Annotated in this window: 32 protein-coding genes and 1 tRNA gene; 24 read left to right on the forward strand and 9 right to left on the reverse strand. The window is 60.4% G+C overall.

Translation table 11 applies throughout. The features are described 5' to 3' along the window. Window positions 1-76 precede the first annotated feature (76 nt). Both IVB46_RS00770 and IVB46_RS00775 read left to right on the forward strand, forming a co-directional pair. Window positions 77-883: a polysaccharide deacetylase family protein gene (locus IVB46_RS00770; protein WP_247315937.1), complete on the forward strand. Its 807-nt coding sequence runs from the start codon at window positions 77-79 to the stop codon at window positions 881-883. A 161-nt stretch (window positions 884-1044) separates the two neighbouring features. Further along, complete coding sequence (locus tag IVB46_RS00775) at window positions 1045-2370, forward strand: polysaccharide deacetylase family protein (RefSeq protein ID WP_247315934.1); 1326 nt, start codon at window positions 1045-1047, stop codon at window positions 2368-2370. Window positions 2371-2373: 3 nt separating this feature from the next. Here the strand turns inward: IVB46_RS00775 and IVB46_RS00780 are convergent, their stop codons facing one another. After that, a complete protein-coding gene (locus IVB46_RS00780) occupies window positions 2374-2748 on the reverse strand; it encodes a hypothetical protein (RefSeq protein WP_063982749.1) in 375 nt (124 codons plus the stop codon). A gap of 215 nt (window positions 2749-2963) precedes the next feature. On the opposite strand from IVB46_RS00780, the gene IVB46_RS00785 reads away from it, so the two are divergent. The 3 genes from IVB46_RS00785 (at window position 2964) to IVB46_RS00795 (ending at window position 4844) form a co-directional block, all read left to right on the forward strand. Continuing rightward, window positions 2964-3221, forward strand: a complete 258-nt coding sequence (locus IVB46_RS00785; protein ID WP_174770120.1) for a hypothetical protein — start codon at window positions 2964-2966, stop codon at window positions 3219-3221. Between the two features lie 226 nt (window positions 3222-3447). Next, the gene (zigA, locus tag IVB46_RS00790; RefSeq protein WP_247315932.1) at window positions 3448-4662 is read left to right on the forward strand and encodes a zinc metallochaperone GTPase ZigA; all 1215 of its coding nucleotides are present in this window, start codon (window positions 3448-3450) and stop codon (window positions 4660-4662) included. Beyond that, window positions 4659-4844 carry a hypothetical protein gene (locus IVB46_RS00795; RefSeq protein WP_049826125.1) on the forward strand — a complete coding sequence of 62 codons (186 nt, stop codon included), beginning with the start codon at window positions 4659-4661 and terminating at the stop codon, window positions 4842-4844. Before zigA ends, IVB46_RS00795 begins: the two co-directional genes overlap by 4 nt. Window positions 4845-4889: 45 nt before the next feature. Here the strand turns inward: IVB46_RS00795 and IVB46_RS00800 are convergent, their stop codons facing one another. Continuing rightward, entirely contained in the window at window positions 4890-6065 is a 1176-nt protein-coding gene (locus IVB46_RS00800; RefSeq protein ID WP_247315929.1) for a hypothetical protein, read from the reverse strand. A 200-nt stretch (window positions 6066-6265) separates the two neighbouring features. On the opposite strand from IVB46_RS00800, the gene IVB46_RS00805 reads away from it, so the two are divergent. The 6 genes from IVB46_RS00805 to IVB46_RS00830 all read left to right on the forward strand — a co-directional run bounded on the left by IVB46_RS00805 (window position 6266) and on the right by IVB46_RS00830 (window position 11085). Next, on the forward strand, window positions 6266-6559 hold the full coding sequence (locus IVB46_RS00805) for a hypothetical protein (protein WP_247315927.1): 294 nt from the start codon (window positions 6266-6268) through the stop codon (window positions 6557-6559). Between the two features lie 288 nt (window positions 6560-6847). Then, the gene (locus tag IVB46_RS00810; protein ID WP_071912996.1) at window positions 6848-7477 is read left to right on the forward strand and encodes a DUF1326 domain-containing protein; all 630 of its coding nucleotides are present in this window, start codon (window positions 6848-6850) and stop codon (window positions 7475-7477) included. Between the two features lie 49 nt (window positions 7478-7526). Next, window positions 7527-8348, forward strand: a complete 822-nt coding sequence (locus IVB46_RS00815) for a DUF2182 domain-containing protein (RefSeq protein WP_208070102.1) — start codon at window positions 7527-7529, stop codon at window positions 8346-8348. A gap of 586 nt (window positions 8349-8934) precedes the next feature. Further along, window positions 8935-10029 carry a hypothetical protein gene (locus IVB46_RS00820; protein ID WP_247315925.1) on the forward strand — a complete coding sequence of 365 codons (1095 nt, stop codon included), beginning with the start codon at window positions 8935-8937 and terminating at the stop codon, window positions 10027-10029. A gap of 179 nt (window positions 10030-10208) precedes the next feature. Next, a tRNA-Ser gene (locus IVB46_RS00825) sits at window positions 10209-10284 on the forward strand. A 111-nt stretch (window positions 10285-10395) separates the two neighbouring features. Then, window positions 10396-11085: a DNA ligase gene (locus IVB46_RS00830; protein WP_247341623.1), complete on the forward strand. Its 690-nt coding sequence runs from the start codon at window positions 10396-10398 to the stop codon at window positions 11083-11085. 141 nt (window positions 11086-11226) lie between these two features. Here IVB46_RS00830 and IVB46_RS00835 read toward each other — a convergent pair whose 3' ends face one another. From IVB46_RS00835 to IVB46_RS00865, 7 genes are all read right to left on the reverse strand, one after another. Beyond that, window positions 11227-11457 (reverse strand): hypothetical protein, encoded by a 231-nt coding sequence (locus tag IVB46_RS00835; RefSeq protein ID WP_247341626.1) that lies wholly within the window; start codon window positions 11455-11457, stop codon window positions 11227-11229. A gap of 656 nt (window positions 11458-12113) precedes the next feature. Next, entirely contained in the window at window positions 12114-13118 is a 1005-nt protein-coding gene (locus IVB46_RS00840) for an ABC transporter substrate-binding protein (RefSeq protein WP_247341629.1), read from the reverse strand. 192 nt (window positions 13119-13310) lie between these two features. Then, a complete protein-coding gene (locus IVB46_RS00845) occupies window positions 13311-13952 on the reverse strand; it encodes a hypothetical protein (RefSeq protein WP_247341632.1) in 642 nt (213 codons plus the stop codon). Beyond that, window positions 13952-14329, reverse strand: a complete 378-nt coding sequence (locus IVB46_RS00850; protein ID WP_247314797.1) for a hypothetical protein — start codon at window positions 14327-14329, stop codon at window positions 13952-13954. Before IVB46_RS00850 ends, IVB46_RS00845 begins: the two co-directional genes overlap by 1 nt. A 239-nt stretch (window positions 14330-14568) precedes the next feature. Further along, entirely contained in the window at window positions 14569-15090 is a 522-nt protein-coding gene (locus IVB46_RS00855; RefSeq protein WP_247314798.1) for a Cache 3/Cache 2 fusion domain-containing protein, read from the reverse strand. Window positions 15091-15607: 517 nt separating this feature from the next. Beyond that, window positions 15608-17116 carry a tetratricopeptide repeat protein gene (locus tag IVB46_RS00860; protein ID WP_247341637.1) on the reverse strand — a complete coding sequence of 503 codons (1509 nt, stop codon included), beginning with the start codon at window positions 17114-17116 and terminating at the stop codon, window positions 15608-15610. Between the two features lie 187 nt (window positions 17117-17303). Then, entirely contained in the window at window positions 17304-18200 is an 897-nt protein-coding gene (locus tag IVB46_RS00865) for a hypothetical protein (RefSeq protein WP_247341640.1), read from the reverse strand. Window positions 18201-18696: 496 nt separating this feature from the next. Here IVB46_RS00865 and IVB46_RS00870 point away from each other — a divergent pair, with 496 nt between their 5' ends. From IVB46_RS00870 to IVB46_RS00930, 13 genes are all read left to right on the forward strand, one after another. Beyond that, a complete protein-coding gene (locus IVB46_RS00870) occupies window positions 18697-19083 on the forward strand; it encodes a hypothetical protein (protein WP_247314802.1) in 387 nt (128 codons plus the stop codon). 11 nt (window positions 19084-19094) lie between these two features. Next, a complete protein-coding gene (locus tag IVB46_RS00875) occupies window positions 19095-19370 on the forward strand; it encodes a hypothetical protein (protein WP_247314804.1) in 276 nt (91 codons plus the stop codon). Between the two features lie 44 nt (window positions 19371-19414). After that, window positions 19415-20149 (forward strand): hypothetical protein, encoded by a 735-nt coding sequence (locus IVB46_RS00880; protein ID WP_247341643.1) that lies wholly within the window; start codon window positions 19415-19417, stop codon window positions 20147-20149. A 3-nt stretch (window positions 20150-20152) separates the two neighbouring features. Continuing rightward, window positions 20153-20515, forward strand: coding sequence for a hypothetical protein (locus tag IVB46_RS00885; protein ID WP_247314807.1), 363 nt, complete (start codon window positions 20153-20155; stop codon window positions 20513-20515). Between the two features lie 2 nt (window positions 20516-20517). Beyond that, on the forward strand, window positions 20518-20817 hold the full coding sequence (locus tag IVB46_RS00890) for a hypothetical protein (protein ID WP_247314809.1): 300 nt from the start codon (window positions 20518-20520) through the stop codon (window positions 20815-20817). A gap of 10 nt (window positions 20818-20827) precedes the next feature. Continuing rightward, window positions 20828-21238, forward strand: coding sequence for a hypothetical protein (locus IVB46_RS00895; protein ID WP_247341646.1), 411 nt, complete (start codon window positions 20828-20830; stop codon window positions 21236-21238). Further along, window positions 21235-21489, forward strand: a complete 255-nt coding sequence (locus IVB46_RS00900; protein WP_247314813.1) for a hypothetical protein — start codon at window positions 21235-21237, stop codon at window positions 21487-21489. The genes IVB46_RS00895 and IVB46_RS00900 overlap by 4 nt, the downstream gene beginning before the upstream one ends. After that, complete coding sequence (locus tag IVB46_RS00905; protein WP_247314815.1) at window positions 21479-21730, forward strand: hypothetical protein; 252 nt, start codon at window positions 21479-21481, stop codon at window positions 21728-21730. Before IVB46_RS00900 ends, IVB46_RS00905 begins: the two co-directional genes overlap by 11 nt. Then, window positions 21727-21936 carry a hypothetical protein gene (locus IVB46_RS00910; protein ID WP_247341652.1) on the forward strand — a complete coding sequence of 70 codons (210 nt, stop codon included), beginning with the start codon at window positions 21727-21729 and terminating at the stop codon, window positions 21934-21936. Before IVB46_RS00905 ends, IVB46_RS00910 begins: the two co-directional genes overlap by 4 nt. Before the next feature lie 10 nt (window positions 21937-21946). Further along, entirely contained in the window at window positions 21947-22294 is a 348-nt protein-coding gene (locus IVB46_RS00915; RefSeq protein ID WP_247314818.1) for an HNH endonuclease signature motif containing protein, read from the forward strand. A 12-nt stretch (window positions 22295-22306) separates the two neighbouring features. Continuing rightward, entirely contained in the window at window positions 22307-22723 is a 417-nt protein-coding gene (locus tag IVB46_RS00920) for a lytic transglycosylase domain-containing protein (RefSeq protein ID WP_247314819.1), read from the forward strand. A gap of 136 nt (window positions 22724-22859) precedes the next feature. Further along, window positions 22860-23279: a hypothetical protein gene (locus IVB46_RS00925; RefSeq protein ID WP_247314820.1), complete on the forward strand. Its 420-nt coding sequence runs from the start codon at window positions 22860-22862 to the stop codon at window positions 23277-23279. A gap of 200 nt (window positions 23280-23479) precedes the next feature. Then, window positions 23480-23734 carry a hypothetical protein gene (locus IVB46_RS00930; RefSeq protein ID WP_247314821.1) on the forward strand — a complete coding sequence of 85 codons (255 nt, stop codon included), beginning with the start codon at window positions 23480-23482 and terminating at the stop codon, window positions 23732-23734. Window positions 23735-23810: the final 76 nt, after the last annotated feature.

Raw genomic sequence — 23810 nt, forward strand, 5'->3', positions numbered from 1 at the left:
CCTCGCCGTTTGACAGGTTGGAACGAGTGGTCTGAGCTGACGGTCAGGCAATACCCACAAGCGAACTGCGAGCGCAATGGCAAAGATGCTTCGGCTGAAATGGATGTCGATCTCGGTGGGCGCGGTCTTCGCGGGCCTCGCCGGCATCGCCGCTTCGGAGGCCGCGGACTGCCCGCGCAAGGACGCGCTCGGCACCTCGCGCGTTCTGAGCGTCGACGCCAAGACCACGCCGCGCGTCGGCCTGAAGAGCTTTCCGCAGACGCTGCCGCTCGCCGATCACGAGGTCGTGCTGACCTTCGACGATGGCCCGCATCCGCCGACGACGTCGAAGGTGCTGGCGGCGCTGGCGCAGGAATGCGTGCGCGCGACCTTCTTCCTGATCGGCCTGCACGCCTCCGAACATCCTGACATGGTCAAGCGCATTGCCCGCGAGGGCCATACCATCGGCCATCACACCTGGTCGCACCCGTTCATGGCGCGGATCCCGTTCGAGAAGGCGAAGAGCGAGATCGACCGCGGCATCGCGGCCGACGAGACGGCGCTCAAAGGCGTGTCAACGGCGACGCCCTCGACGCCGTTCTTTCGCTTCCCCTATTTCGAGGGGACGCCAGCCCAGCTCGACCTGCTCCAGTCGCGCGGCATCGTCGTGTTCGGGGCCGACCTCTGGGCCAGCGACTGGAACGAGATGACGCCGGAGCAGGAATTGAAGCTCGTGACCGAGCGCCTCGCCGCCGCCGGCAAGGGCATCATCCTCTTCCACGACCCCAAGGCACGCACGGCCGCGATCATGCCGGCCTTCCTGCGGTACCTCAGGGACAACGGCTATCGCGTCGTTCACGTCGTGCCGGCGGGCACATCACAGAAAAGCGCCGATGCGCATTGATGCCGTAATGTCACGGCGGTGCAAAATGGGGTGATTTGGGCCCTATTAACAGTCTGTTCATGCTACGGCATGCAAGGATGTAGAGGGTATTGCGCCTGAACCGTTTCTGGGCGTCTCCGACCAATTAGGGCGGCAGTCGCGTAAGGAGGCAGACGAGGTTCATGATCGGAAGTAGCGTTGTTGTTCGGACGCGATCGTGGATCGTCCTGTGTCTGGGGCTGTTGGTCGTCGGTTCACCGGCGGCCCTTGCGGCGGACTGTCCCGGCCATCCGGACGCGCTCGGGACCTCCCGCACCCTCGTGGTCGACCCGCGCGAGCATCCGCGCATCGGCACCATGCAGTACCGCGAAACGCTGCCGCTGAAAGACCATGAAGTCGTCCTGACCTTCGACGACGGTCCACTGCCGAAATATTCGAACCAGATCCTCAAGATGCTCGACGACGAGTGCATCAAGGCGACCTTCTTCATCATCGGCGAGCAGGCCAAGGCGAACCCGGAAGGCGTGCGCAAGCTGATTGCCGCGGGCCACACTGTCGGCACGCACAGCATGAACCATCCGCTGACGTTCGACCGGATGCCGCTCGACAAGGCCGAGGCGCAGATCAACGGCGGCATCGAGTGGACCTCGGCCGCGATGACCGATCCGTCCAAGCTCGCGCCGTTCTTCCGCATTCCCGGCCTGATGCGCGCCGAAGGCGTCGAAAACCTCCTGATCTCGCGCGGCATCCAGGTCTGGAGCGCCGACTTCCCCGCCGACGACTGGCGCCATGTGTCGTCCGACCGCGTCTACCAGCTCGCGATCCAGCGGCTGGAAGCCAAGGGCAAGGGCATCCTGCTGCTGCACGACATCCAGCCCCGTACGGTGGCGGCGCTGCCGAAGATCATCCGCGACCTCAAGGCGCGCGGCTATCGCATCGTGCATGTGGTGCCCGCGACCGCCGACCGGCCGGCGACGCCGACCACGCCGGTGGAATGGCTGCTGCATCCGCCGACCGAGACCGTGCCGATAGCCCGCTGGCCGTCGGTGCCGAACTTCGTGTTCGCGCAGACCAAGACGCTGCCGGCGCCCTCGCTTGCCGACCTCAACGCGCAGACCGAGCATCAGCCGCTGCTGCCGCGCAAGACCATGGCGCTGGCGAATGTCGCCGCCACCCTGCCCGTGCCCGACCGCGATCTCTTTGCCATCCCCGAGGGCTCGGTCGAGGTCCTGCTGTCGACGACCTTGTCGCGGCGCGCCGCGACGCGGCTGGCGATGGCGGCCGAGACGCCCCATGCAGCCAAGGGCAAGGCCGGCAAGTCGCGCGGACATCGGACCGCACACGCGGCGCCGGCCGGAGCGAAGCACACCGCGCAGGCTACGGGCACCGCCCCCAAGAGCATTGTCCCCAAGAGCACTGCCAAGAGCACCGCCCCCAAGGGCGCGGCACCGAAGAGTGCCGTGACCCGTCCGACCCGCGTCGCCAGCCTGAAGAAGCGCGCGCAGTAAGCTCTACTGGCGCATGATGTTGGCGACACAGAGCAGCACGATCAGCGCCAGGAAGAACAGGTCCATATAGGACTTGAGCTCGCCGTCGCGGCGCAGCCGGCCAACGTCGGCCACGACCTGCTTGCGCGCGTTCGTTGCGCCCGAACCGTCATTGATCGGAGCCTGCAGGCGCTTGGTCTCCGCCTCCAGCTTCTCGATCTTCTGGAAGAAATAGAACGCACGCAGCGTCGAGGCCGCGCGCATGCCGGCATAGACCAGCACCAGGATCGCGAGGATCGCCCGGTTCTGGTATTTCTCCATGAAATTCAGGCTGAAATAGACCATCGCCATGAAGGCGAAGTTCGTCACGAAGCGGTAGACGAAGCTAAGAAAGACCATGCTGGCTCCAGCCCTGAGCGGTGCGATCCGTCTACGCCATCTTTATTTCGACAAAGATACGATCGCCGGCCGCCTTTTAGCCACGGGCGTTCATAATGCAAGCAAGAGGACCGGGACCTGCGTGTTCCACGTAAACGCGAGGTTGCCAGCTGCGCGATGGAGATTCGCCGGAAGCTACGGTACATTGGCACAGCCACCACATGTGGGGTCTGCCGATGCCGAAGAAGGGAATCACGGGCCACGACGACTGGGTGCTGACCGAGGCCCTGGCGACCGCGCTCGTCGCGCTGGAGCAGCTCGAACCAAAACACCAGCCGAGCGCGCACATGGACGACATCCGCAAGATGCTGGCGAACGGCAAGGAGCCGTCGGCGGTGAGCCTGCACCTCGCCCAGGCCAAATGCCGCCTGTTTCCGGACACGGATCCGCTCGAGATCTATCGGGAATACGGGATCGGCGACGAATACGGCTAAGTCCGCTGCGCCGGTCCTTTGAGCGCGCTGCTGCCTGGGAGCTGAGCGGCAGCAGGTCGTTACAACGATCATCCACCTCAATGTTCGCGTGAATTTCAGCTGAGCCGCGAAACGACTTGACGACGGCGCCGCCAGCGAATGTAATGTTATAACATTACATATCCGGTCCCAATGCCCCTCCCCAAGTGTCACCGTCCTATCCCGTTGAAAAGGCTCTTCGATCTCCATGCAAAAACTCCCCGTCACCGTCTTGTCCGGCTTCCTCGGGGCTGGAAAGACCACTTTGCTGAACCACGTCCTGAACAACCGGCACGGCCTGAAGGTGGCGGTGATCGTCAACGACATGAGCGAGGTGAACATCGATGCGGATCTGGTTCGCGATGGCGGTGCGAACCTGTCCCGGACTGACGAGAAGCTCGTCGAGATGACGAACGGCTGCATCTGCTGCACACTGCGAGACGACCTCCTGAAGGAGGTGCGCGCCCTCGCAGAAAATGGCTGCTTCGATTATCTCTTGATCGAATCCACCGGCATCTCCGAACCGCTGCCGGTTGCGGCGACCTTCGATTTCCGTTCCGAAGACGGCGAAAGCCTCTCCGATGTGGCGCGTCTCGACACCATGGTCACCGTGGTCGACGCCGTGAACCTGCTCAAGGACTATTCGTCGACGGATTTTCTCGATCAGCGCGGCGAAGCGCTTGAGAACGACAAGCGCACGCTGGTCGATCTCCTCGTCGAGCAGATCGAATTTGCCGACGTGATCGTTCTCAACAAGGTCGATGACGCCTCGCCCGCACAACGCGAGGCAGCGCGAAAGATCATCCGCGCGCTCAATCCGGAAGCTGATCTGATCGAAGCCAACCACAGCCGGGTCGCCTTCGATCGCATTCTCGACACCGGCCGGTTCGACTTCGAGCGGGCGCAGCAGCATCCGCTCTGGTTCAAGGAGCTCTACGGCTTTGCCGATCACGTGCCGGAGACCGAGGAATACGGCGTGACGAACTTCGTCTATCGCGCGCGCCGGCCGTTCGATCCCGAAAAGTTCGACAAGTTCGTCAGGGAGCCCTGGCCCGGCGTCATTCGCGCCAAGGGACATTTCTGGCTGGCAACACGCCCGCAATGGCTTGGCGAGATCAGCCAGGCTGGCACGATCACGCGCACGCAGGCGCTTGGCTTCTGGTGGGCAAGCGTACCCAGGGAAAGATGGCCGGATGATCCGTCCTGGCGGAAGCAGCTGCGCGCGAACTGGAACGACATCTACGGCGATCGCCGCCAGGAAATCGTGTTCATCGGCACCAGTATGGATGAAGGTTCGCTCCGCGCCCGTCTGGATGCCTGCCTCGTCCCGGGAAAGCCGGCGATGAACGTCACGGAATGGGCGAAGCTCGCAGACCCCTTCCCGGTCTGGCGCCGCGCCGACGAAGCCGCGGAACGCAAATGACCAACGTCGTTCGATTCGTTCCGAAATCCGAGCTCGAGCGGCAGCGCCTCATCCGTGAGGCGCGTGCGATCTACGACAGCATATTCCCGCCGGTCACTTTGACCGGCGGACAAGCTGATGATCGCTTGGACCAACGAGCACCGCGCGAGGCAGTCGCCGAAATCCAGCCAAAACAGCGATAAGGATGAAGGTGGTGCGCTCGGAGGGCGCACGCAGTCCTTTCCGGCTCAGCCGCCATATTGCTGCTTCATGTATTTCAGGTAGTTGCCGAGGTGGTGCTGCCAAAAATAGTCCAGCTTCTGGCATCCCGGCGTCCCATCGGTCGGGTTGCCGCCCGGGTTGGCGAAGAGCGGCAGCAGCGCGCCGACGTCAGCATAGTTCAGCGAGGCCTGAAGCTGGTCGAGGATCTGTTGGATCAAGTCCGAGATCGTTGATCCCGTGATCGGTGCGGCGGTTGCCGCGCCGAGATCGGCGGCGGTCAAATGGATCGTCTCGGATATCAGTCTCCGAGAAAGACTCTCGACCCGCTGCTTGAGCCGCCTCACCGCATCGTCGCGAACGCGATTGACTGCGCTCTCACCGTCGGTGACCACGCTGCCGAGCGCGATCATTGCTTCAGGATTGGGACTGCCGCCGAACCCACGCAGCGGATTTGGCGTGTTGAGGTCTGATATCCACTCCAGGGCAAACGGTGCCTGCGGCACCCAGTCCTGCGTCGACGTCACGGCCCAACCGTATCCGTCGACGGCGGCAAGCCGCGCGTAATCGTATGCGTAATGGTCGTTGCCGGCCTTGGCAGGCGCGAAGGTATAGGTCTTGTAGGCCGGCCCCTTAAAAACATCCGTCGAGTGCCGGACCAGCGAGGTCAGCAGCGTGGCGATCGAGGCACCCTGGCTATGCCCGGTGATGTAGACGTCGTTGCCCTGCTCCGCGAGCAGCCCCAAGGTCACGAACAACGGGCTATCGGTGGTGAACAGCATGAGCAGCAAACTCAGAGCGAAGCCCGAATGCACACCGGCTTTCACCGCACTGTCACCCTCATCGCGGGCAAGATAGAACGGCAGCGAGATCGGACCGAGCTTCACGTCAAAGCGCGCGTTGATCAGGGGGAACAGCAAGTCGGCCAACACGCTGGCCGCACTTGCGACCGTGCCGCGCACTGCGATCGCGTATTGGGTGGTGTCACTCTGGTTCTGCCAGACCTGCCAGTAATTATCCAATAGCGTGGCACTCGTCGGGGTGAGGTCCTTGCGGACCGCCCAATTTGAGCTTGGATCGGGCACGGAGGGCACGCCGCAGGTTGCCACCGCTTCGGTCAGCGATGGCGTGCCGGCGTAGGCACGCTGCGCCATCTCAAGCAGAAGTTGCGCCTCCGCGAATTGGAATCCCGACTTGAGCGTCATGCTGCCCTCCTTGCAAAGGTGCTCGACTCCAGCCGCCCGTGTTCGGACCCGGAAGCCAGCGACCGATATTTCGTGTCTCTCGGAGTTCATCAATTATAAGATGTGATAGCATAGAAACGCAATAAGAAGGTGTCGATCGACCAGCGCCCCTGGCAGACTACGTCCAGGAACAATTGCGTGAGCAGGGAGGATCCCGCGGAGTGGCCGGTGTTCCAGGCTTTGCCCGCTCCAACTCATTCCAACCGGACGCGCACTGTTCTATCGAAAGCGACATGAGGCATCTGCGGATTCATCGGCCACAGGTTTCGATGATCACGCCGGAGGAAGTCTATAATTTCAGTTTCGACACAATCGATTTGGGACCGCCGCCGCGCCAGGCTGCCGTGGTCAATCTCGGCAAATCGGATTGGCTGAATAGATTCGCTCAGACGCATCTCGTCCGATGCAGCCACTTTCGTCTGATGTTCTATGATCAGATCATCGACTTGATCTGAGAGGGCACTTCGGCAGAAACAGGCCCCTACCCCGGCTAAAGCGGCGCGATCCGCCGTTTGGCGCGCTCGGAGGGCCGTCGCATTTATTGAAGTTTCAATGGCTTGCGGAAATGGGCAAAGAGTTCAGGTGGATCTCCAGCTGATAGGTGCTTTTTTCCAGTCGATGCCCGAGCCTCACAATAGCTTGCGGGACTTCAGCTTGCGGGACTTCGCCACGCAGCGTAACTTTCAACTCCACGTAACTCATTCGAAAGTGATCTAACAGGTTCGGCCTAGCGGGAGATGGCGATGGCAGATGTCCCATGGCACCTTTCCGGCGACTACTTCGAGAATTGCAGTTGCAGCATCGTGTGTCCCTGCCTCGTGTCGGCGGCTCCCCCGCTGACCGCGCGACCGACCGAGGGCTTCTGTAACGTACCGCTGATCTTCCACGTCGAGAGCGGCCGCTATGGCAACATCGAGCTCGATGGACTCAATGTCCTGGTTATCCTCCACGCGCCGGGGATCATGGCAGACGGAGATTGGTCGGTGGCCGCCTATATCGACCAGCGCGCCAACGATGAGCAGACCGAGGCTCTAGCTGCGATCTTCACCGGCGCCGCCGGTGGTCCGATGGCCGCGTTCACACCGCTGATCAGCAAGAACCTGGGGGTTCGCAAGGTCCCGATCACATTCCGAATCGAGGGCAAGACGCGGTCCGCCGAAATCCCGGGCATTCTGCACATGTCCGTCGACCCGTTGCCGACCATGCATCCGAGCGGGGAAATGTGGGCCAACATCGGCCATCCAGTCAGCCCTGACAGGATGGTGATGGCAGTCGGCGCCGCCGGTAATACGTTCAGCGATCATGGCATGCGCTGGGACAATTCCGGCAAGAACGGCCTCTATGCGCCGATCCGCTGGTCGAACCAGGCGTGATGCAACTCCTGACCCGGCCTTGCGAGAAGACCGGCAACAATTATCGCAAATGACCGACGGCCCCCTGGAAACCGTGCTGCGGCGCGATCGCTGGATCGTCGGCGGCGCGATCGGGATCATTGTCGCACTGGCATGGGCCTATGTGCTCTGGCTCGCCAAGGACATGGACATGGGCGGCATGGACATGACCGGGTTCCGCATGATCCCGGCCGGGATCGGAATCATGTTGCCGGCGAGCGAGCCATGGCGAGCGATCGAGTTCGCGTATGTGTTGCTGATGTGGGTGGTGATGATGGTCGGAATGATGGCGCCCTCGGCAGCACCCATGATCCTCATGTACGCCCGCGTGGGTCGACAGGGGAAAGCGCAGGGCAAGCCGTTCGCTGCGACCGGCTGGTTTGCGGCCGGTTATCTCCTCGCCTGGGGCGGCTTTTCGCTGGCAGCAACCCTACTCCAATGGGCAATCGAGCGGGCAGTTCTGCTGGATTCCCGGATGACGATCGCCAGCAATCTGCTCAGTGCAATCGTGCTGATCGCGGCGGGAGTCTATCAATGGACACCGCTCAAGGACGTCTGTCTCGCCCAATGCCAGTCGCCATTTCTGTTCCTGATGCGCCACGGCGGCTTTCGCGACGACCTGCGAGGCTGCCTGCTGCTGGGGCTGCGGCACGGAGGCTATTGTGTCGGCTGCTGCTGGGTCTTGATGGCGCTTTTGTTCGTAGGCGGGGTGATGAACGTGCTTTGGATTGCGCTTTTGGCCCTGCTCGTCCTGTTGGAGAAACTTACGCCGATCGGACGATGGATCGCGCGCGCCGCCGGCATTGCGTGTGCGGCCGCCGGCGTCTGGCTACTGGTGTCGTTGCCGCGGTGATGAGCAACCTGCGTGATGTTCAGTACGCGTGCCCTGTTGCAAACGGCGATCACGCCGAGCCGCCAGCCCTACACTCGAACCGTCAGGCGGGGACGGCCGAACGGCGAAGACCTGGGCTCCCTGAGCCGGTCTCTCCATAGATCGGCTTTCGAGGTTGGTGCGCTCGGAGGGAACCAAGTGGCACTCCATTACGTTGATTCTACTAGATAATTTCACCTAAAATTCGCGTTCCGTATCCCAAATTGATCCCAATTTGTATCACAGATGGCACCTCGTCTCGCGGCGCCGACAGGTGTTGCCCGTAGTAAAGTCATCCTGTCTCACCCTCCTCTTCCGTCAATTGGCAGCCGAGCGCCGGAGAGAAAAAGGCACTTCCTCTGCCCTTGCCATAATACAAAGACCGAGTCGGCGGCATCTCTAAGCAGTCAATCCAGACGATCACGGTTGATAAGTCGTGACTCGCCGTTTAAAATTTCGAACGGTGGTGGCAAATTCTCGTGTATTGTCAACGCAGTTAGCTCGCGAGAGCGAGCAAGCTTGACGGGTCAGCTTGCTTTCCACCCACAATGCGCATAGAAGAGTGGGGATGACCGACGATGCAGCAATCAGTCTCGAAGCACTCAAGCGTGAAGAAGCTCGCCTTCGAGAACGCTTGGCGAAGATTGAGCAAGTGAAGAGCCTTCTAAGCGAGCTCTCGTTGGATCAGCCCATCGCCGTCTCTCCAGATCGAACAGAAAACAAGGCTGCCAGCGCGTCCGAGCCTCCGCCCCCCCCTAGTGCGTCCGAGCCTCCGGCCGCCCCTAGTGTACTCGTCCCGGCCTTTGATGGCACGTTCCGGGGGTTGGTTTCCATCTACCGCGAAGACCAGCGATCCAATTACCATCAACTCAAACAAAAGGTGCGCGATAACTACGACAGTGGTTTTAAACGCCTGATAGAGGACGTGGGATCTGAACGGGTAGCAGAGTGGAGCGCGGACCGCGTCAAAGCCATCTACGATGAAAGCTGGGCGGCCGGAGGTAAGCTTGCGATGGGACGCAGCATGGTCGCTAAGGTTCGCTTGCTTTGTAGCTACGGCTCGACAGTTCTGAACGACGATGCCTGCACGCGTTTAGGTGCGATCCTGAGCAACATGAGGATTCCTGTTGCAAAGTCTAACAACGAGAGCATGTCGCGAGAGCAGGCACGCGCAATTCGCATCACCGCGCGGGAGCATTTTGGTTGGGACTCGATTGCTTTAGCTCAAGCGTTTCAGTTCGAGATTAAAAAGCTTCGGCAGGTAGACGTTATTGGAGCCTGGGTCCCGCTCAACGAAGGCCCGGATTCAGAAGTTCAAGAGGACGGTAGGAAATGGGTTCATGGGCTACGATGGTCTGATCTCGATGAAAACTTGATCTTGAGAAAAACGCTCACCAGCGGCCGGAGTAAAGATCAAAAGACAATCGAGTACAGCCTGAACCGCTTCCAAATGATCAGGGAAGAGATCAATCGCGTCCCTGAACATAGGCGAAAGGGACCCATGGTGATTTGCGAGTTCAATAATCAGCCATGGTCAACAAACGAGTTTCGCCGGAAATGGCGAATGGTAGCTGACAAAGCGGGCGTGCCGAAAACCGTCAAAAATATGGACAGCAGGCAGGACGAGAAAGCGGCCGACGATCCGGAAGTAGGCAGCACGTGAGCTAAACAAAAACCGGAGCCTCACGGCTCCGGTCTCTCTCAAACCAAGTGTGGCACCCGTTGAAGGCGGGTCGAAAGGTAGGTGGTACATGACAACATGAAGGTGTCGGGCACCTGGGAAGCTATCAGTCGCGTTGCGAGCGTGATCGGTAGCTTCCTTGGTCCAGTTAGAGGTTCTTCCCCGGCGTAGCTCAGAGGATAGAGTGCCCGTATGCTAAACGGGAGGTCACGGGTCCGAACCCCGTCGCCGGGGCCACCTCTAACGTAGTGGAAATCTCTTGAATCCGCAAGGCTTTGTCTGGCGCTCCCCGCCGGACTGTCTGTGCTTTGGACTCCACAAACGCCAGCCGATAACTACATCCGGCTCATGCAAAAGCGTATCGAGTATTGCACGCCGAAGGCCGTGAAGACCGCACCGGCCGGTCCCGAATGGATTCACGAAATCAAGATGGACGGCTATCGCGGTCTTCTCGAACGCGACGGCGATGCCGTGCGGCTTAGGTCTAGGTCGGGCCTCGATTGGACGTGGCGCTACCCCCTGATCGTCGGGGCCGCCCTGAAGCTGCGGACTAAGCGCTTCGTGCTCGACGGTGAGATCGTGATCCTCACGGAGCAAGGCGACGCGGACTTCGACGCCCTGCATTCCAACAAGCGGAACTCGGAAGCCCAACTCTACGCCTTCGACTGTCTGGCGCTCGCCGGTGACGACCTTCGGGAGCTACCCTTGTTCGAGCGCAAGGATCGCCTGGGGCGGCTGCTCACTGATCCGAACGCGGTGATCTTCCCCGCCCCGTTCCAGCCGGGCGAGCTAGGCCCCGGCCTGTTCCAGGCGGCGTGCAAGGCCGGGCTCGAAGGCATTGTCTCGAAGCGACGTGAGACGCGCTACCGGCCCCGCACATGCGATTGGCGCGACAGGTTGGCGGACTACAGGCGGGCACGCGATCGCTTCTTCAACTCGGTGACGCCGGCCGTCGCTCCCGCGGTCACCCTGGTTGAGGTTTCACACCTCTATTTGGAGAGCTTGCTGATTGAGATCGAAGCCGTGGCGGCCGCATAGGTTCAAGGAAGCCGGTCGCGAACGGAACAACTGCGGACGACATCACGGCCTTGCAGGTCTTCAGCAGTGGGTCAAACTACGACGTCGCCCCTGAGGCGGAGTTGGTCCGGTCTAGCCCGCTAAGCGGCAGGGCAGCGCCGGCTAATGTCGCTTTTCTGGAGGTGTGAGGGCGGCCGCCCATGCATCGTCGAGCACGCGGCTAACTTCGCCCGGCTGGAGGCGCAGGTTACCAAGCTCGTGCTGATCGAGCGGCCTGACTGTGGCCGCGTCGGAGCCGGAGGCCGCAAGGACAAGCCGGATCGCCTCGCGAGAGTCGGAGATAGCGGCCGCCCACATTTCGATGACGATGACTTCATTGCGGGTGACCGGCACCAAAACCCGCCAACCGGGCGCTGTTTCTTCCTCATCTCCGATCCAGGGTATTCGACTCGGCATAGCAGTCCAATTCTAAGGTGTGCCGGGGCTGAAGACCGGCTAGAGGCTGGCATGGGGCGTCGCTCAAAGGGCTCAAATCCGCTCGAAACGGCCGCGCGTCCCGTTTAGCGCCGACAGCGGATTTGGCAACGGGCCTCAACTTTGTTCGGCAAAGGACCAACAACGGAACTTCAGTTTTTCACAAAACTGGCCCGCCCATCTGGCAGATTTTTGCGCTCCGCTCTATGTTTTCGTGGGCCTACATGTGGAGCTTAAGATGGATGCTCGCTTACTTCGGAAGTATGGAATGGCCGCGCTGGCGAGCTGGGCGGCGCTCGTTGCTATTGGAACCCTTGTGTTGTTCGTCATGCGAGGCTGAGTCTCGGGTCGCCAAGTCCGCTTGGATCAAAATGCGAAGAACTCAGCGTAGCAAAACTAGTCCGCTGTGCTCCACTAAGCGGACCTTCATGAAGTGTGCCGTTACCTAGGCAGCGGACGTCCGCAACGGGTCAAAGGCTGCCCTAGTCAGCTTTCATGCCCGTGTTCGGGTTTGCTTCGGAAAGCGGACATCTCGGCGCGCTGACTTAAGGTCAGCCACGGGCCAAAAAGCGACATCACTCGATTACCTCATCGGCACGGCCGAGCAGCGTCGCTGGCATTTCGAGGCCGAGCGATTTCGCTGCCTTAAGATTTATAATCAACTCGAATTTGGTAGGTTGGTAAAAAGGGATGTCGCCGGGATTGGCGCCTTTTAGAATCATAGCGACGAAGTTAGCGAGGCGGCGATAGACGTCCACCTGGTTGATCGAATAAGCCATCAGTCCGCCAGCGTCGGCAAATTCGCGGAGCGGGTAGATTGTTGGGATCCGGCTCTTCGCGGCCAATTCAACAATCAGCGCGAGATGCGCGGCGTGCTCAGGTTCTTCAGATACCATGAGCGCATCCGTTCGATCTTGTTCCAGCGACCTGAAGACGCGCTCATACTCTACCTCGTCAAAGGCGTTGCCCAGTATAGCCGGTGACAACGCAATGCCCAGTCGTTTAGCCGCCTCTCGCGCCGCCGCACCTCTCGCATCCTCCCAGAATGGTCGTGATGCAAGGTAACTGACGATTGACAGCTTTCGCATCGCCTCGACCAGCAGCCCCATACGTTTCCCAATGATGTCCAATCCTCCGGCGATAGTAACGCCTGTGATGTTGCCGCCCGGCCGCGCGATGCTTGCTACGAGTCCCAAAGCAATCGGATCGATGACTATTGTCACAATCGGGATTGTCGTCGTCGTCATTTTAAAGTCCAACGATAGACGACCGCCCACCGCTAAGATCAAGTCGGGATGTGTGCTGACGACATCGCGGGCAAGTGCGGGATAGCGATCGGTTCGCCCTTCCCCAGAGTACCTCTCCACTCCGAGGTTTTTGCCCTCGACGTAGCCAAGACGACTTAGCTCGTCGAAAAACGCTCGGTACCACGGTGGACCGCTCACAGTCATTCTGCTGACCTTGCTCGCCGACTGAACGAAGGCCATCCGCTTCATCTTCGCCGGTTGCTGCGCGCGGGCCGCCAGTGGCCACGTCACGGCCGTGCCACTGAAAAGCGTGATGAAATCGCGCCGTCGCATATATCCCCCTAAGGGTAAGCTTCATCGGCGCCACAACCCTAGCACCTTGCGATGGAGGGTGGAAAGAAACAGTCAATTGGCCAGGACGCAGCGACCCGATGTCCGCTCCGGGTCACAAGCGGCTGTCTGGCAAGCGCTCCCCACGTCCGGTATGCCACCGGTAGCTGACATTGCAACGGCCGCATGGACCCTCTATCGCGTCGCTGCATTGACCACCGCCCGATAGAAATGATGCGGGAAGCGCGCCTGGACGACATCGGACACGGTCCCCAGGAAATCCCAATGCTCATTGATCGTCGCGCTGCCCTGAAGCACTGCGAGCGCTTGCAGCGGCAGACGCTTCTTCGTGCGACGACGCACAATGAGCACCTTGCCGTTGCTCACGATCTGGAACGTCTTGCGCTTCTGACCGTCCATGCGCTTCAACTGGCGACGCACCACGGTATGCACCGGGGCGCTGCCAATCGATCCGTAGGGTTTGATCAGGATGCCGCCGGTCGCGAGACGGCCGCTGCTATTGCGCTTCGAGTGGATCGACAGGGCATTGTCGGGATATTTCTCCTTGCCCGCACCGATGACATGGCGCTCCATGTACTTGTCAATGCTGCCAACCACTGCCGTGAGATTGCCGCCGTTAGCGGGGCGGATGCGGATGCCGTTGACCACCCACGGGCGGCGCAGGACGAAGATGCCTGGGATTTGGACCTTCAACGCCTGTTGCGCGTCCTTCGCGGTGAAGGTCAGCGCCTTGGCAGTTGCGGTGTTGACGCTGCGATCACGAAGCTGATCCAGCCGTTCGAGCATCCCCTTCGTGAGCGTGAGCGTGATCTGCACTACAGATAGCTCCGCACGATCCGCTCGACTTCGTCCGCGAGCTCTTCGGGGGTGGGAGCCTTCGCCGTGATGACGGTGAAGCCGAGAGCCTGAAGCCTCGGATGACGTTCCTTCTGCGCCTTCGAGCGCGACCCCTTAGGCGTCTTCAGTTCGATGCCGAGCAGAAACCCGCCGGCGATATAAACGCGAACGTCGGGCTCGCCCGCCGTAAGGCCCGTGACCTTGGCTTCCATGCGCTCGCGTCGCGAACGCTTGGCTCGGTTCATATCACCGGCACAGGTGATCGGGAGCCCAGCGTCTTCGAGCGCGTGAAGGCGTGCGACGACTTCCGCCTGATAGCGCCACTCGGGAATGGTATCGACGATCCGGGTTTCCATGCGCGAATGCTCGCGCAGATCGCCGCATCGAAAGAGACCGATCCGGTCTCAGTCATTGCATATTCCGGTTCAGCCCGGTAAGCGGAAGTGCTCGGCACGGACTGTAAGGTCCGAGATGGGCCACAAGCGGCCGTCCCATCAGCCGCAACCATCCGCCCGTGAACCACGGCTTCGCTGCGTCACATATCGGCCCGAGTGTCCAGGGTTGGCGCCGATCCCAACGGGGGCAGACGAACGGGCTACTTCAAATAACCTACATAGTAGATACCAATCACGTTTCTCGAAGCCTCAAGTATCGGTTTGTACCCTGTGATGTAGGGTTTGCCGAGGATGTCTACTTCCCCATAGAAGGCTTCGCCTTTCCTGATGGCCTCAATGGCTTTGCCTTTCGGATCCAGGACTGTTCCAATCGCTCGTGAGCCATCATCTTTCTTCACATTGGTGGCGACGCGGATGTACTCGTCACCACTCTTCACGAAGATGGTGGCCGTCCCCTGAGCCTGCTTTACGACCTCATCAACGACCTCGAAATTGTTGTTCATCTTGGTTGAACCAAAATAGATGGCAGGCGCTGGCTTGCCGCCGACAGCCTCTGTCCCTTCGATCTTAGGCGGACCTAGTTTATTCGCCGTCGATTCCAGGAGCTCCATCGCGGCCTTGACCTTCGCATCCTGAGCCTGACCAACGTTCGGCAGAAACATAATGGCCCCGATGAGGCACGCGATTGCCCAGATGCCGTTTGCTGTTTGCTTGAGGTTCATGACCCTTCCTCCAAAAAAACGCCTGCATGCGACCAACGGTCGTCTCCGAACCTTCGGCGAAGATCATGCTGCGGCGGCTTCGGGTTTACCGACATTCGATGACCTCGCACTGATAGGCGTGCCGGGCACCGCGTCTCGACCAAGTCCCGGCATACTCGTGGACTAGATCATCCTTGGATCAATCGAATGTACGCCTCTAGAGTTTTCGTCAAAGAGGCACGCGGGCCAAATCCCGCTCGTACGGCAGCTTACTGCTAAAACACGGCGCGGCCCACTCCCAATTTGGACAGCATTTCTGCCTGTAAGAAGATCGTTCAGCGAGCCGGCCCTTGGGCCGTTGCATCTATGTCTATGTCGCAGTTGGGTCAATCGCGCCGGTTTGGCGCTCGGTCACAAACTTCCGGTCCACCCCTCTGAGCCGACATGTAGCGGCGCCGCGTCAACGTAGCGACGGGCCAATAGGTGACCTTCGAGATGTAAGAGGCCGTCAACGTCAGCTAGCGAATAGCCTTGCATCTTATTGCTCCCGCACGCCCCCCTTCCTCAGCCCATCGACAATGTCGTCGATCTCGCGCCGAAACTGCGGGTTAGTTGAGAATGCATAAACAAGTTGACCGTACGCTTGCACGGTGAAGTTTGGTCGAACCTTATTCAATTCGGCCAACGCCTGCCGGGCCTGCTCCAATTGTCCAGTAGTTCCGTAAGCCGAGACCAAATCTATATAGGCGTACGCGTACAAGTTGTTCAGATTGACCGCGCGCCGGCATTCTTCGATGGCTTCTCCATATTCGTGCAGGTGCAAGTGTGCATGGCAGAGCCAGAAACGCCAAAGAAAAGCAACAGGATCTCTGGGACTGAGACGGAGAGCCAACTGGGCCGGGGAGAAGGCTTCGCGCGCCCGCCCGGAGACGATCAATGCGATTGCTTTACTACCGTGGGCAGTTGGATAATTTGGATCAATTTCGAGCGCAGCATCGTATTCAGCCAATGCCTCCTCGGGGTATCCAAATACAAGAATGTTTCCCTTGACCGCATGGGCCCTCGCGCTTGGCGAGCTTTTGGACAGAACTCTGTCGATGAGGTCGATCGCTTGCTTTTTGTCTTCAACAACGGACGCAGACCATCCGTTGTTCACATCTGCGGCTAAACACTGCGCTTTCCCGACCATGGCCTCAACGTTGTCCGGATCGAGCCGTAGCGCACTGTCGAACGAGTCCTTTGCCTGGGCATTTTCTGTCTTCGACCGTGCCTCATAGAACTTTGCCCAGCCGCGCATACTGAAGTCCATGGCGTCAGGATTGCGTGATCGGTCCGCTTCGCTGCGGCGGCTTTCGGCCTGGATCAGTTCAATGTTCAGCGAGCGGGCGAGCCGCGCCGTGATCCGGTCCTGCAACGCGGCGACATTGGTACGATCGCCATCGAAACGATCCGACCAGATGTCGCGGCCGCTCGGAAGATCCGTAAGGGATACGTTGACCCGGACCTGATCCCCGTTGCGCCGCACCGCGCCCTGGACTGCCCACCGGATGCCAAGATCCTTGCCGAGCGCCTTAAAGTCGATTTGCTTGTTTTTGTATGTAAAGGCCGTCCCGCGTCCGATGACGAACGCGCCAGGCATTTGCGCGAGATCGGTCGTTAGATCGGTCGTAATGCCGTCAGCGAAATAGTCCTGCTCCGGATCGTTGTTGAGGTTTGCGAATGGCAGGACAACGAGAGACAAACGGGGAGCAATGTTGGGCCGGGCCGTAGCCTCCCTCTGCGTTTGTTGCTTGTCCGGAAACACGTCGGTGCGGAGCGTCTTCCACACAGTCCAATAGCCGACGAGGCCACCCGCGATCGCGCCGATAGCCGCAATCGAAGCGAGCGCCCCGCCGATCAATTGCAATCGGACCCGGAAGCGACTCTTAAAGTTGCGAGTCGATGCCGGTTGGTCCGGAGGCTCGTCATCAGATGGCGTTTTGTTCAGTGGGTCACTATCGGATGCCGGCTTATTCGGTCGGTCGCTGGAGACTTCTGAGTCCGTCACCATTGCCTCCCCGCAGGGGCCAAACGCCCGGATGCTCGAACCTAGCAGAGTTTTGTGGCTTTGCGTTGGTCAAGGTTGCTGACTAGGTTCACGGCCCTTACAAGTTGTTGCGGTGATGTTGAATGGACGTCCGGTTCGGGTCATGAGCCGCTATTTGGCCTTGGAATGACCTGTTTCTGGATAAGCCCTAATAGCGGACTTTGGCTGAGCCACCCCTGGGCATACAATATCGGTTGATATTCACACCACAACCAAACGACCACCTCACCGGCTCGCCGTACTTGCGCATGAAATACCGCGTTCCCGTGCGTCCTCGATCTGACATGCGAACCACTGCCGAGCGGATCGCGCCCATGTTCTCGAACATCTCGCCGATAAGGGTGACCCGGTCGCGAGCGATCTTGCCCTTGTTCACGATCTCATAGACGGCAATGCCGGATGCGCCGGCGGCTTCGATGTAGGACATCATGCGCTCTTCGTCGGTCAGGGCCTTCGAGAGCCGGGTCTTGGTCTGCGGTTGCTCGCCGAACTGCTCTGAGCCAGCCATGGCGAGGTCCGGCTGCGTCTCCGCGACGACGGGCATCGTGTGCGGCCTATCGAGCCAGAGCGCGTCCCTGATTGCCGCAACGGGAATGGCGGGGTGTTCCTTGGCGAACGTCCGGCAGAGCGTCATCAGGTTCGTCGCCTCGACCGCCAGGGCGAACTTGATCTCGGCCTTGACCGCCTGGTTCTCGTTCCATGCGCCGCCGGGATCGCGACCGAGCAACAGCCGCATCTTCAGGAACGTCGGATGCGCCTGGGTGAGGAAGCCAGCCAGTGTCGGGTCGATCAACGGCGGCTGCTCGACGCCCCTCGCCTTCGGCCGACCTCGACCGGGGCGCATCGCCGCCGGGAAGACCCTGCCGTGCCCAGCGCGCATCGAGAGCCAGATGGTCCGCTTCCGGTGCAGATACCGAGCGATGGCCTCTGCCTCGCTGGGATGGCACGGCAAGGCGTTGGCGAAGCCAACGAAGGACCATCCATCGTCCGGCACGGTCAGAAACGCCGACTTGGCGTCCCATTCCGACATGACCTTCCTGCGCATCGGATAATATCCACTTCGATCCGTCGTTTCGCGGTTTCTATCCGTCAGAGGGCATAACCTCAACTGACGATTTCGGGGTTTCGCCCCTATATATAGATGTAACCACCTACACACATATCTTTCTCATAATAAATTACAACTATATATTACATCTATATATATAGGGGATACCCTCAAATGGTCCCCCAGCCCCTATCAAAAACAGGGGTTTAGTTTTGAGGCGGTCATCGCGCAAAACCCAAACCCGGCTCCAAAGATAATATGGAGTTGGCGATTTCCATGCGCGGGACCGGCCTGCTCTTTACCGCTCGCTAACCATCGGCCTGCGGCCATCCGTCAACATCCCTATCAAAACCCTTGCGCGACGGATCATCCATCGTGTATCCGTTGATTCCACCGGAACCGGCCTGATTCACGCCGGACGGGGACGGGAAATCCACACCGCACATCGCCGATCTGAACAACGCCCTTCGGGGCGAACGGGAGAGCTTTGTCTATGTCTCAGAACTATCCGAACAAGCCGGGATCGAAGGGCGGGGGCGCTTCGAAGGACGCCGCCGAGCGGGTCGTCAGCCGGGCCGAAATGCTCCGCATCGCGATCATCGAACTGATGCTCAACGGCTACCGCCTGACCGCTGACGAGATCGCGTCGCAGATGAGGGAAAGCGTTCTCGCGATCCGTCCGCGCGTCTCGGAACTCGTCAAGATCGGCACGCTCGTCAAGCTGACCGACCGCCGGAAGAACATCAGCGGCATGACGGCTCACGTCCTCCGTCACAAGGACAGCCTGACCGCCGTCGATCTCCCCCAGGCGACTCCCGCAAAGCCGCGTCGCTCCGCGCCGCAGGCAATGCACACCGATCAGAACGCCTTGTTCGGTTGAGGGGGAGCGCCATGACTGACTTCCTGCTCACGCACAACGAAACGATGCTGACCCGCAAGGCGCTCGGCCTCGAACACGGCAACTCGGTCAATCGCAACCGCGTCGCCGTCCACGACACCGGGTACGACATCGCGACCGCCCAGCGCCTTGTCGGCAAGGGCTACATGGTCGCCACCCCGGATCGCGACTTCGGCTCGATGCGCGTCTTCGCCGTCACGGCCGCCGGGGCCAAGGCCATCGGCAAGAAGCTGCCGCCCGCTCACGTCGTCCTGCCCATCGCCGCCTGACCCCTTCCCCAACCTGCAAGCGATCCTTGCAGGTTCACCCTCTCATGAAAGTCACCACCATGTTCCGCCTCTACTTCATGCTCGTCACCGCCGGGCTCGGCATCTCCATCGCCACGGATGCCGCGCTCAGTGGCTATACGCTGACCGCCGTCGTGTTCACCGCCTCGACCCTGTTCATGCTTGTCTACGGTTGGTTCGATCTCCGCGCCTCGACCGCGACCAAATCGCAGACCGACATCCTTCGCCGCAACATCAACTGGCTGATCGCGGCGAACGCGAAGCGCTCGGCCGACGCCGCCGTGTACGTCCATGCGCTGCAAGAGGCCCGCGTGTATCTTCACGCCGAAGCCCTCGACGCAGCAATCCAGATCGTCGAAGACGCGCTCGCCGAACATCACGACCCGGCCACTGCCGTCCGCTTCTGCACCGATTGGCTGACCGACATCGTCCACGACGCCAACAAGCATTGGTGGACCGACCCGGCCACCGGCGCCGATCTCCGCAACGAACGCTACATCGTGCCGACGAAGCTCATGCTGACCGTCAGTGAGATCGCCGAAGCGATGGAGGCCGACCGCAAGCAGCTTCCCGACGACAAGCTTCCGCAATTCAGCGGCCTGAACGTCGAGATGGCCGACGCACTCTTCCGCATCTTCGATCTGGCTGGCGCGAAGCGTCTGCCCATGGGTGATGCAGCCGCCGCGAAGTTCATCTTCAACATCTCCCGGCCTGATCACATGGCGAGCGCCCGCATGGCAGTCGGCGGAAAGGCGTACTGAACCGTGGACATCAAAGAGATCGAAGACGCGCTCGACTCCATCTTGACCGCCTGCATCGATTGGAAGGCGAAGAAGGGTGTCATCCTGACCAACGATACCCCAGGCGCAATTCGCTTCGAGATCGGTGGCAAGAGGATCAAGACCCGTGACGAGATGCGCGTTCATGAGTTCACGAAGCATCCCGTCTACGGAGCACTCCGATACGCCGTTCGTGATCTTGGCTCCATCGCCCACAAGAGCGGCGTGACGTTCGAGCAGATGAAGGATTTGGCAGAGCGCGCCTGTGACCGCCATCCGAGGACTTGGTCTCGCAGGATGTCGATCATCGACTGTTGGTGGGACGGCATCGGGGATTGGGTGCATTGACCATGGCGAAGATGAGCAAGGCGCTGGCCTTCGTCATGGCGAACAAGGCTCCGACCCATGGCGATTACGCCATCGCGCAAATCGTCATGATCCTCATGCGGAACGGATACGAGGGCTCGGAAACTAGCTACTCGGGTCGCATCCGCCTTCACAGGCCGGACACTGATCTGCGCGTCACGGTCGGCAAGATCACGACCGCTTTCTACAAAACGACCGATGGCGAGGCGAACTACATCGCGAACATCGACACCAAGAATCTTCTCGAAATCCGACGACACGTTAGGAGTGAACGTCTTGACTAAGCAGATCACGATGACCACCACCCTGCTCGCCCAGGCGCAAGCCTTCGTGGATCGCAAGTACGTCGTCACGGCGGACGAGCGGCAGAAGGAAATGGGGCTCGGATACGTCACCGCCGAGCGCACCGATCTCGCACGCGAGATCGCCAGCTTCACCGCCAGCGTCGAGGGCTCGGCCGTCGAGCGCATTGATAACGCATCACAGGCCGCGTCCGAGACCCAGCCGTCTTGGAAGCACCGTTGCTTCCGCATCATGGGCGCGCTCGGCCTCGACTACGGCGATCCCGATTGGGTGATGCCTGACGAGCAGAAGAAGCTCGACGTGGCCGAAGCCCGCATCGCCGAACTCGAAACGAAGCTGGCCGAGAGCGAGAAACGCATCAACGGCCTCCGTTCGGCCGTGCGAGCAGAAGGCTACGCATGAGGACGTTGGTCCGCCTTCCGATCTCCCAGGCGGCGTTCGCCGAGATCGCCGCCAAGCTGCGCGCCGCTGACTACGGCCACTGCTTTCTGACCACCGGCGAGATCGCGATGGATGGCATCGCGGTCGAGCCCGATCCAAACGCCTTCATGCCACCGGGCGTCGTCGAGGTTGATCCGAGGGACATCAATCGCGACCGCTTCCGCGAAATCTATGGACTCGACAACTTGGGGAACGAGAACAGTGAAACTTGAGAATTTCCACGCCGTCGCCGAACTGATCAAGGAACGCGACTACCTGCTCGGTCTGCTTATCCGTCTCGGCTCGGAGACGAAGATCACGATCAAGACGCCGATGCAGAGCAACCAAGACCTTCGCCCCGATCTCGTCGAGCGCATGCTGCCCGAGATGAAGGTGGTCATCGAGCAGGGCATCGCCGTCGTCGGCGAGAAGCTGGCCGCGCTCGGAGTCACCAGCGAACAGGATGCCGCATGATGGCGCGCATCCTGACCAACGTGGACGTGAAGATCGTCAACCGCACTCGGGAGAACGGCAACCCGTTCGCCGAGTTGCTGCATACCTGGGTCGAGGGCGGCCTGCATCGCACCGCTCTGTCTCGCGTGCCGTGGACTATCAACGACACGCCGCACAATCGCGCCTTTCAGATCGAGGCGTTCAAGAACCGTCAACTGCGCGCTTAAGGCGACCGAAATGAGCGCGCGCCGTAAGAAGATTCGCGAGAAGGTGATGTCTCGCGTCGAGATCGTCGAAGGGCCTCTCGATACACCGTGCCACTTGTGGACCGGACCAACGTCGGGGAGCAAAGGCAGGGGGAAGGACTACGCGCGCATGTGTCTCGATGGCGGCACCATGGCCGTTCATATCGTGATGTACGTGCTCGAACACGGTCCGATCCCTCCGCGCAAGCAACTCGATCATCGCTGCCGCACTCGCCGATGCGTGAATGCGGATCATCTGGAAATGGTGACGCACAAAGAGAATATGCGTCGCCGAGACGAGGCCAAACGCTTCGAGTGTGAAGCCGTAGCGGCCTTCTAGGAGAACGACAACATGAAGCGCTTTATCAGCGCGGTCGCATTCGCGGCCGTGATGGGAACCTCTTTGCCTGCGTTCGCGTCCGACATTCGTTCCATCATCGACGCCGCCGCAGACGCCCAGGGCATCCCTCGCGCCCTCGCCCATGCCGTGGTCAAGGTCGAGAGCAACTACAACTGCCACCTTCGCGGAAGCGCAGGCGAGCGCGGGATCATGCAGGTCAAGCCTGCCACTGCCCGCGAGGTCGGTGTCACCGGCAACCTGTTCGACTGTGCAACGGGCGCTCGCGCTGGCATGGCCTACCTCCGCGTCGCGATCTCGCGTGGCGGCTCCGGCTGTGCTGGCGTGGGCCTTTATCAGCGCGGCGTCTACGCTCGACCGATCTGCACGTCCTACGGGCGAAAGGTGATGCGTGCAGCCGCGTTGCTTTAACGCACTACCCCGCTCCGTTTTTGGATCATCCGGTTTAGTACGGAGAATTTTGTCCAACGTATTAACCGCACGTTTCATTGACGGATGATCCGTCGAACAATTAGAAACAATCCAAGACGCAGAGAGAATCTGCGCCTTGGGTGGCATCACACCCAGCCAGTATCGTCGGGGGCTGCCCGACAGAAAAGGACCGTCAATCGTGAATAACCGGGGCGACGTGCTCGCGCTTGCATCAGCGTTGAGCACTGGGGAAGAAGTGACTCTTGGGCCGACTGATATGGCGACGTGTGCCGCAGCGCTCAAGTTCTACGCAAACGAGCACCGCAAGGCAGATGCATTGAGGATGATGAAGATTCCGGCGTTGATCGCCGCCGGATTGATCGGAACGATGGCAGTCGGTGGGTCGTCTATCGGCAATACCGAGGTCTCGATGATGGAACTCCCGGTTCAACACTTCGAGCACTACGTCCGCCGCACGATCAAACCCCTCCCGCACATCTCGCCCGAGTCTCTCGCGGCCCAGCGCTTCGCCGCGACCTTCCCTCAAGACGGCTAGTAGCCGTCCACAACTTGAATGGAATTAGCCCGCTTCGAGCGGGCTTTTTTTTGTGCTCGGATGGTCCTGGCGAGGGTGCAAAGCGACAGGGTGCAATCAACTAGGAGGTGCGATATAGCCTAAGAGTCGCGCCAAGAAATGTTACCTGCGCGCAACAGCGACGAGCGAAAAATGCGTGCAGAAGAGAGTTGGAGACTGACGTGAAGATCAACCTTCCTGAGGTAGACTTAAAGATCGTGCAAACCCTTGACAGCCTTGAACTCAAGGACGAGCGCGGTCGGCAGGTCGGCCAATACTTCTACGGAAAGGGGCGGGGGCGAACCGTCTTCCTATTTGGGCAATACAGGGGGAGCTACAAAACCCATGCTGAATGCCAAGCCTTCATTGATGGAGTGCTTGCGGTGATCGGCACCGTAGACACATCAACGCAATCCAAAGCCTTCGGCGGGGTGTAAGAAAAAAGGCCCAGACGCAGTTGCGGCCGGGCCTAAGTCTGGGATTAGTTGCGCCCCGCGGCCCCAGCATCGGGCC

The organism is Bradyrhizobium sp. 61, assembly GCF_023073075.1.
Lineage (GTDB): Bacteria > Pseudomonadota > Alphaproteobacteria > Rhizobiales > Xanthobacteraceae > Bradyrhizobium > Bradyrhizobium barranii.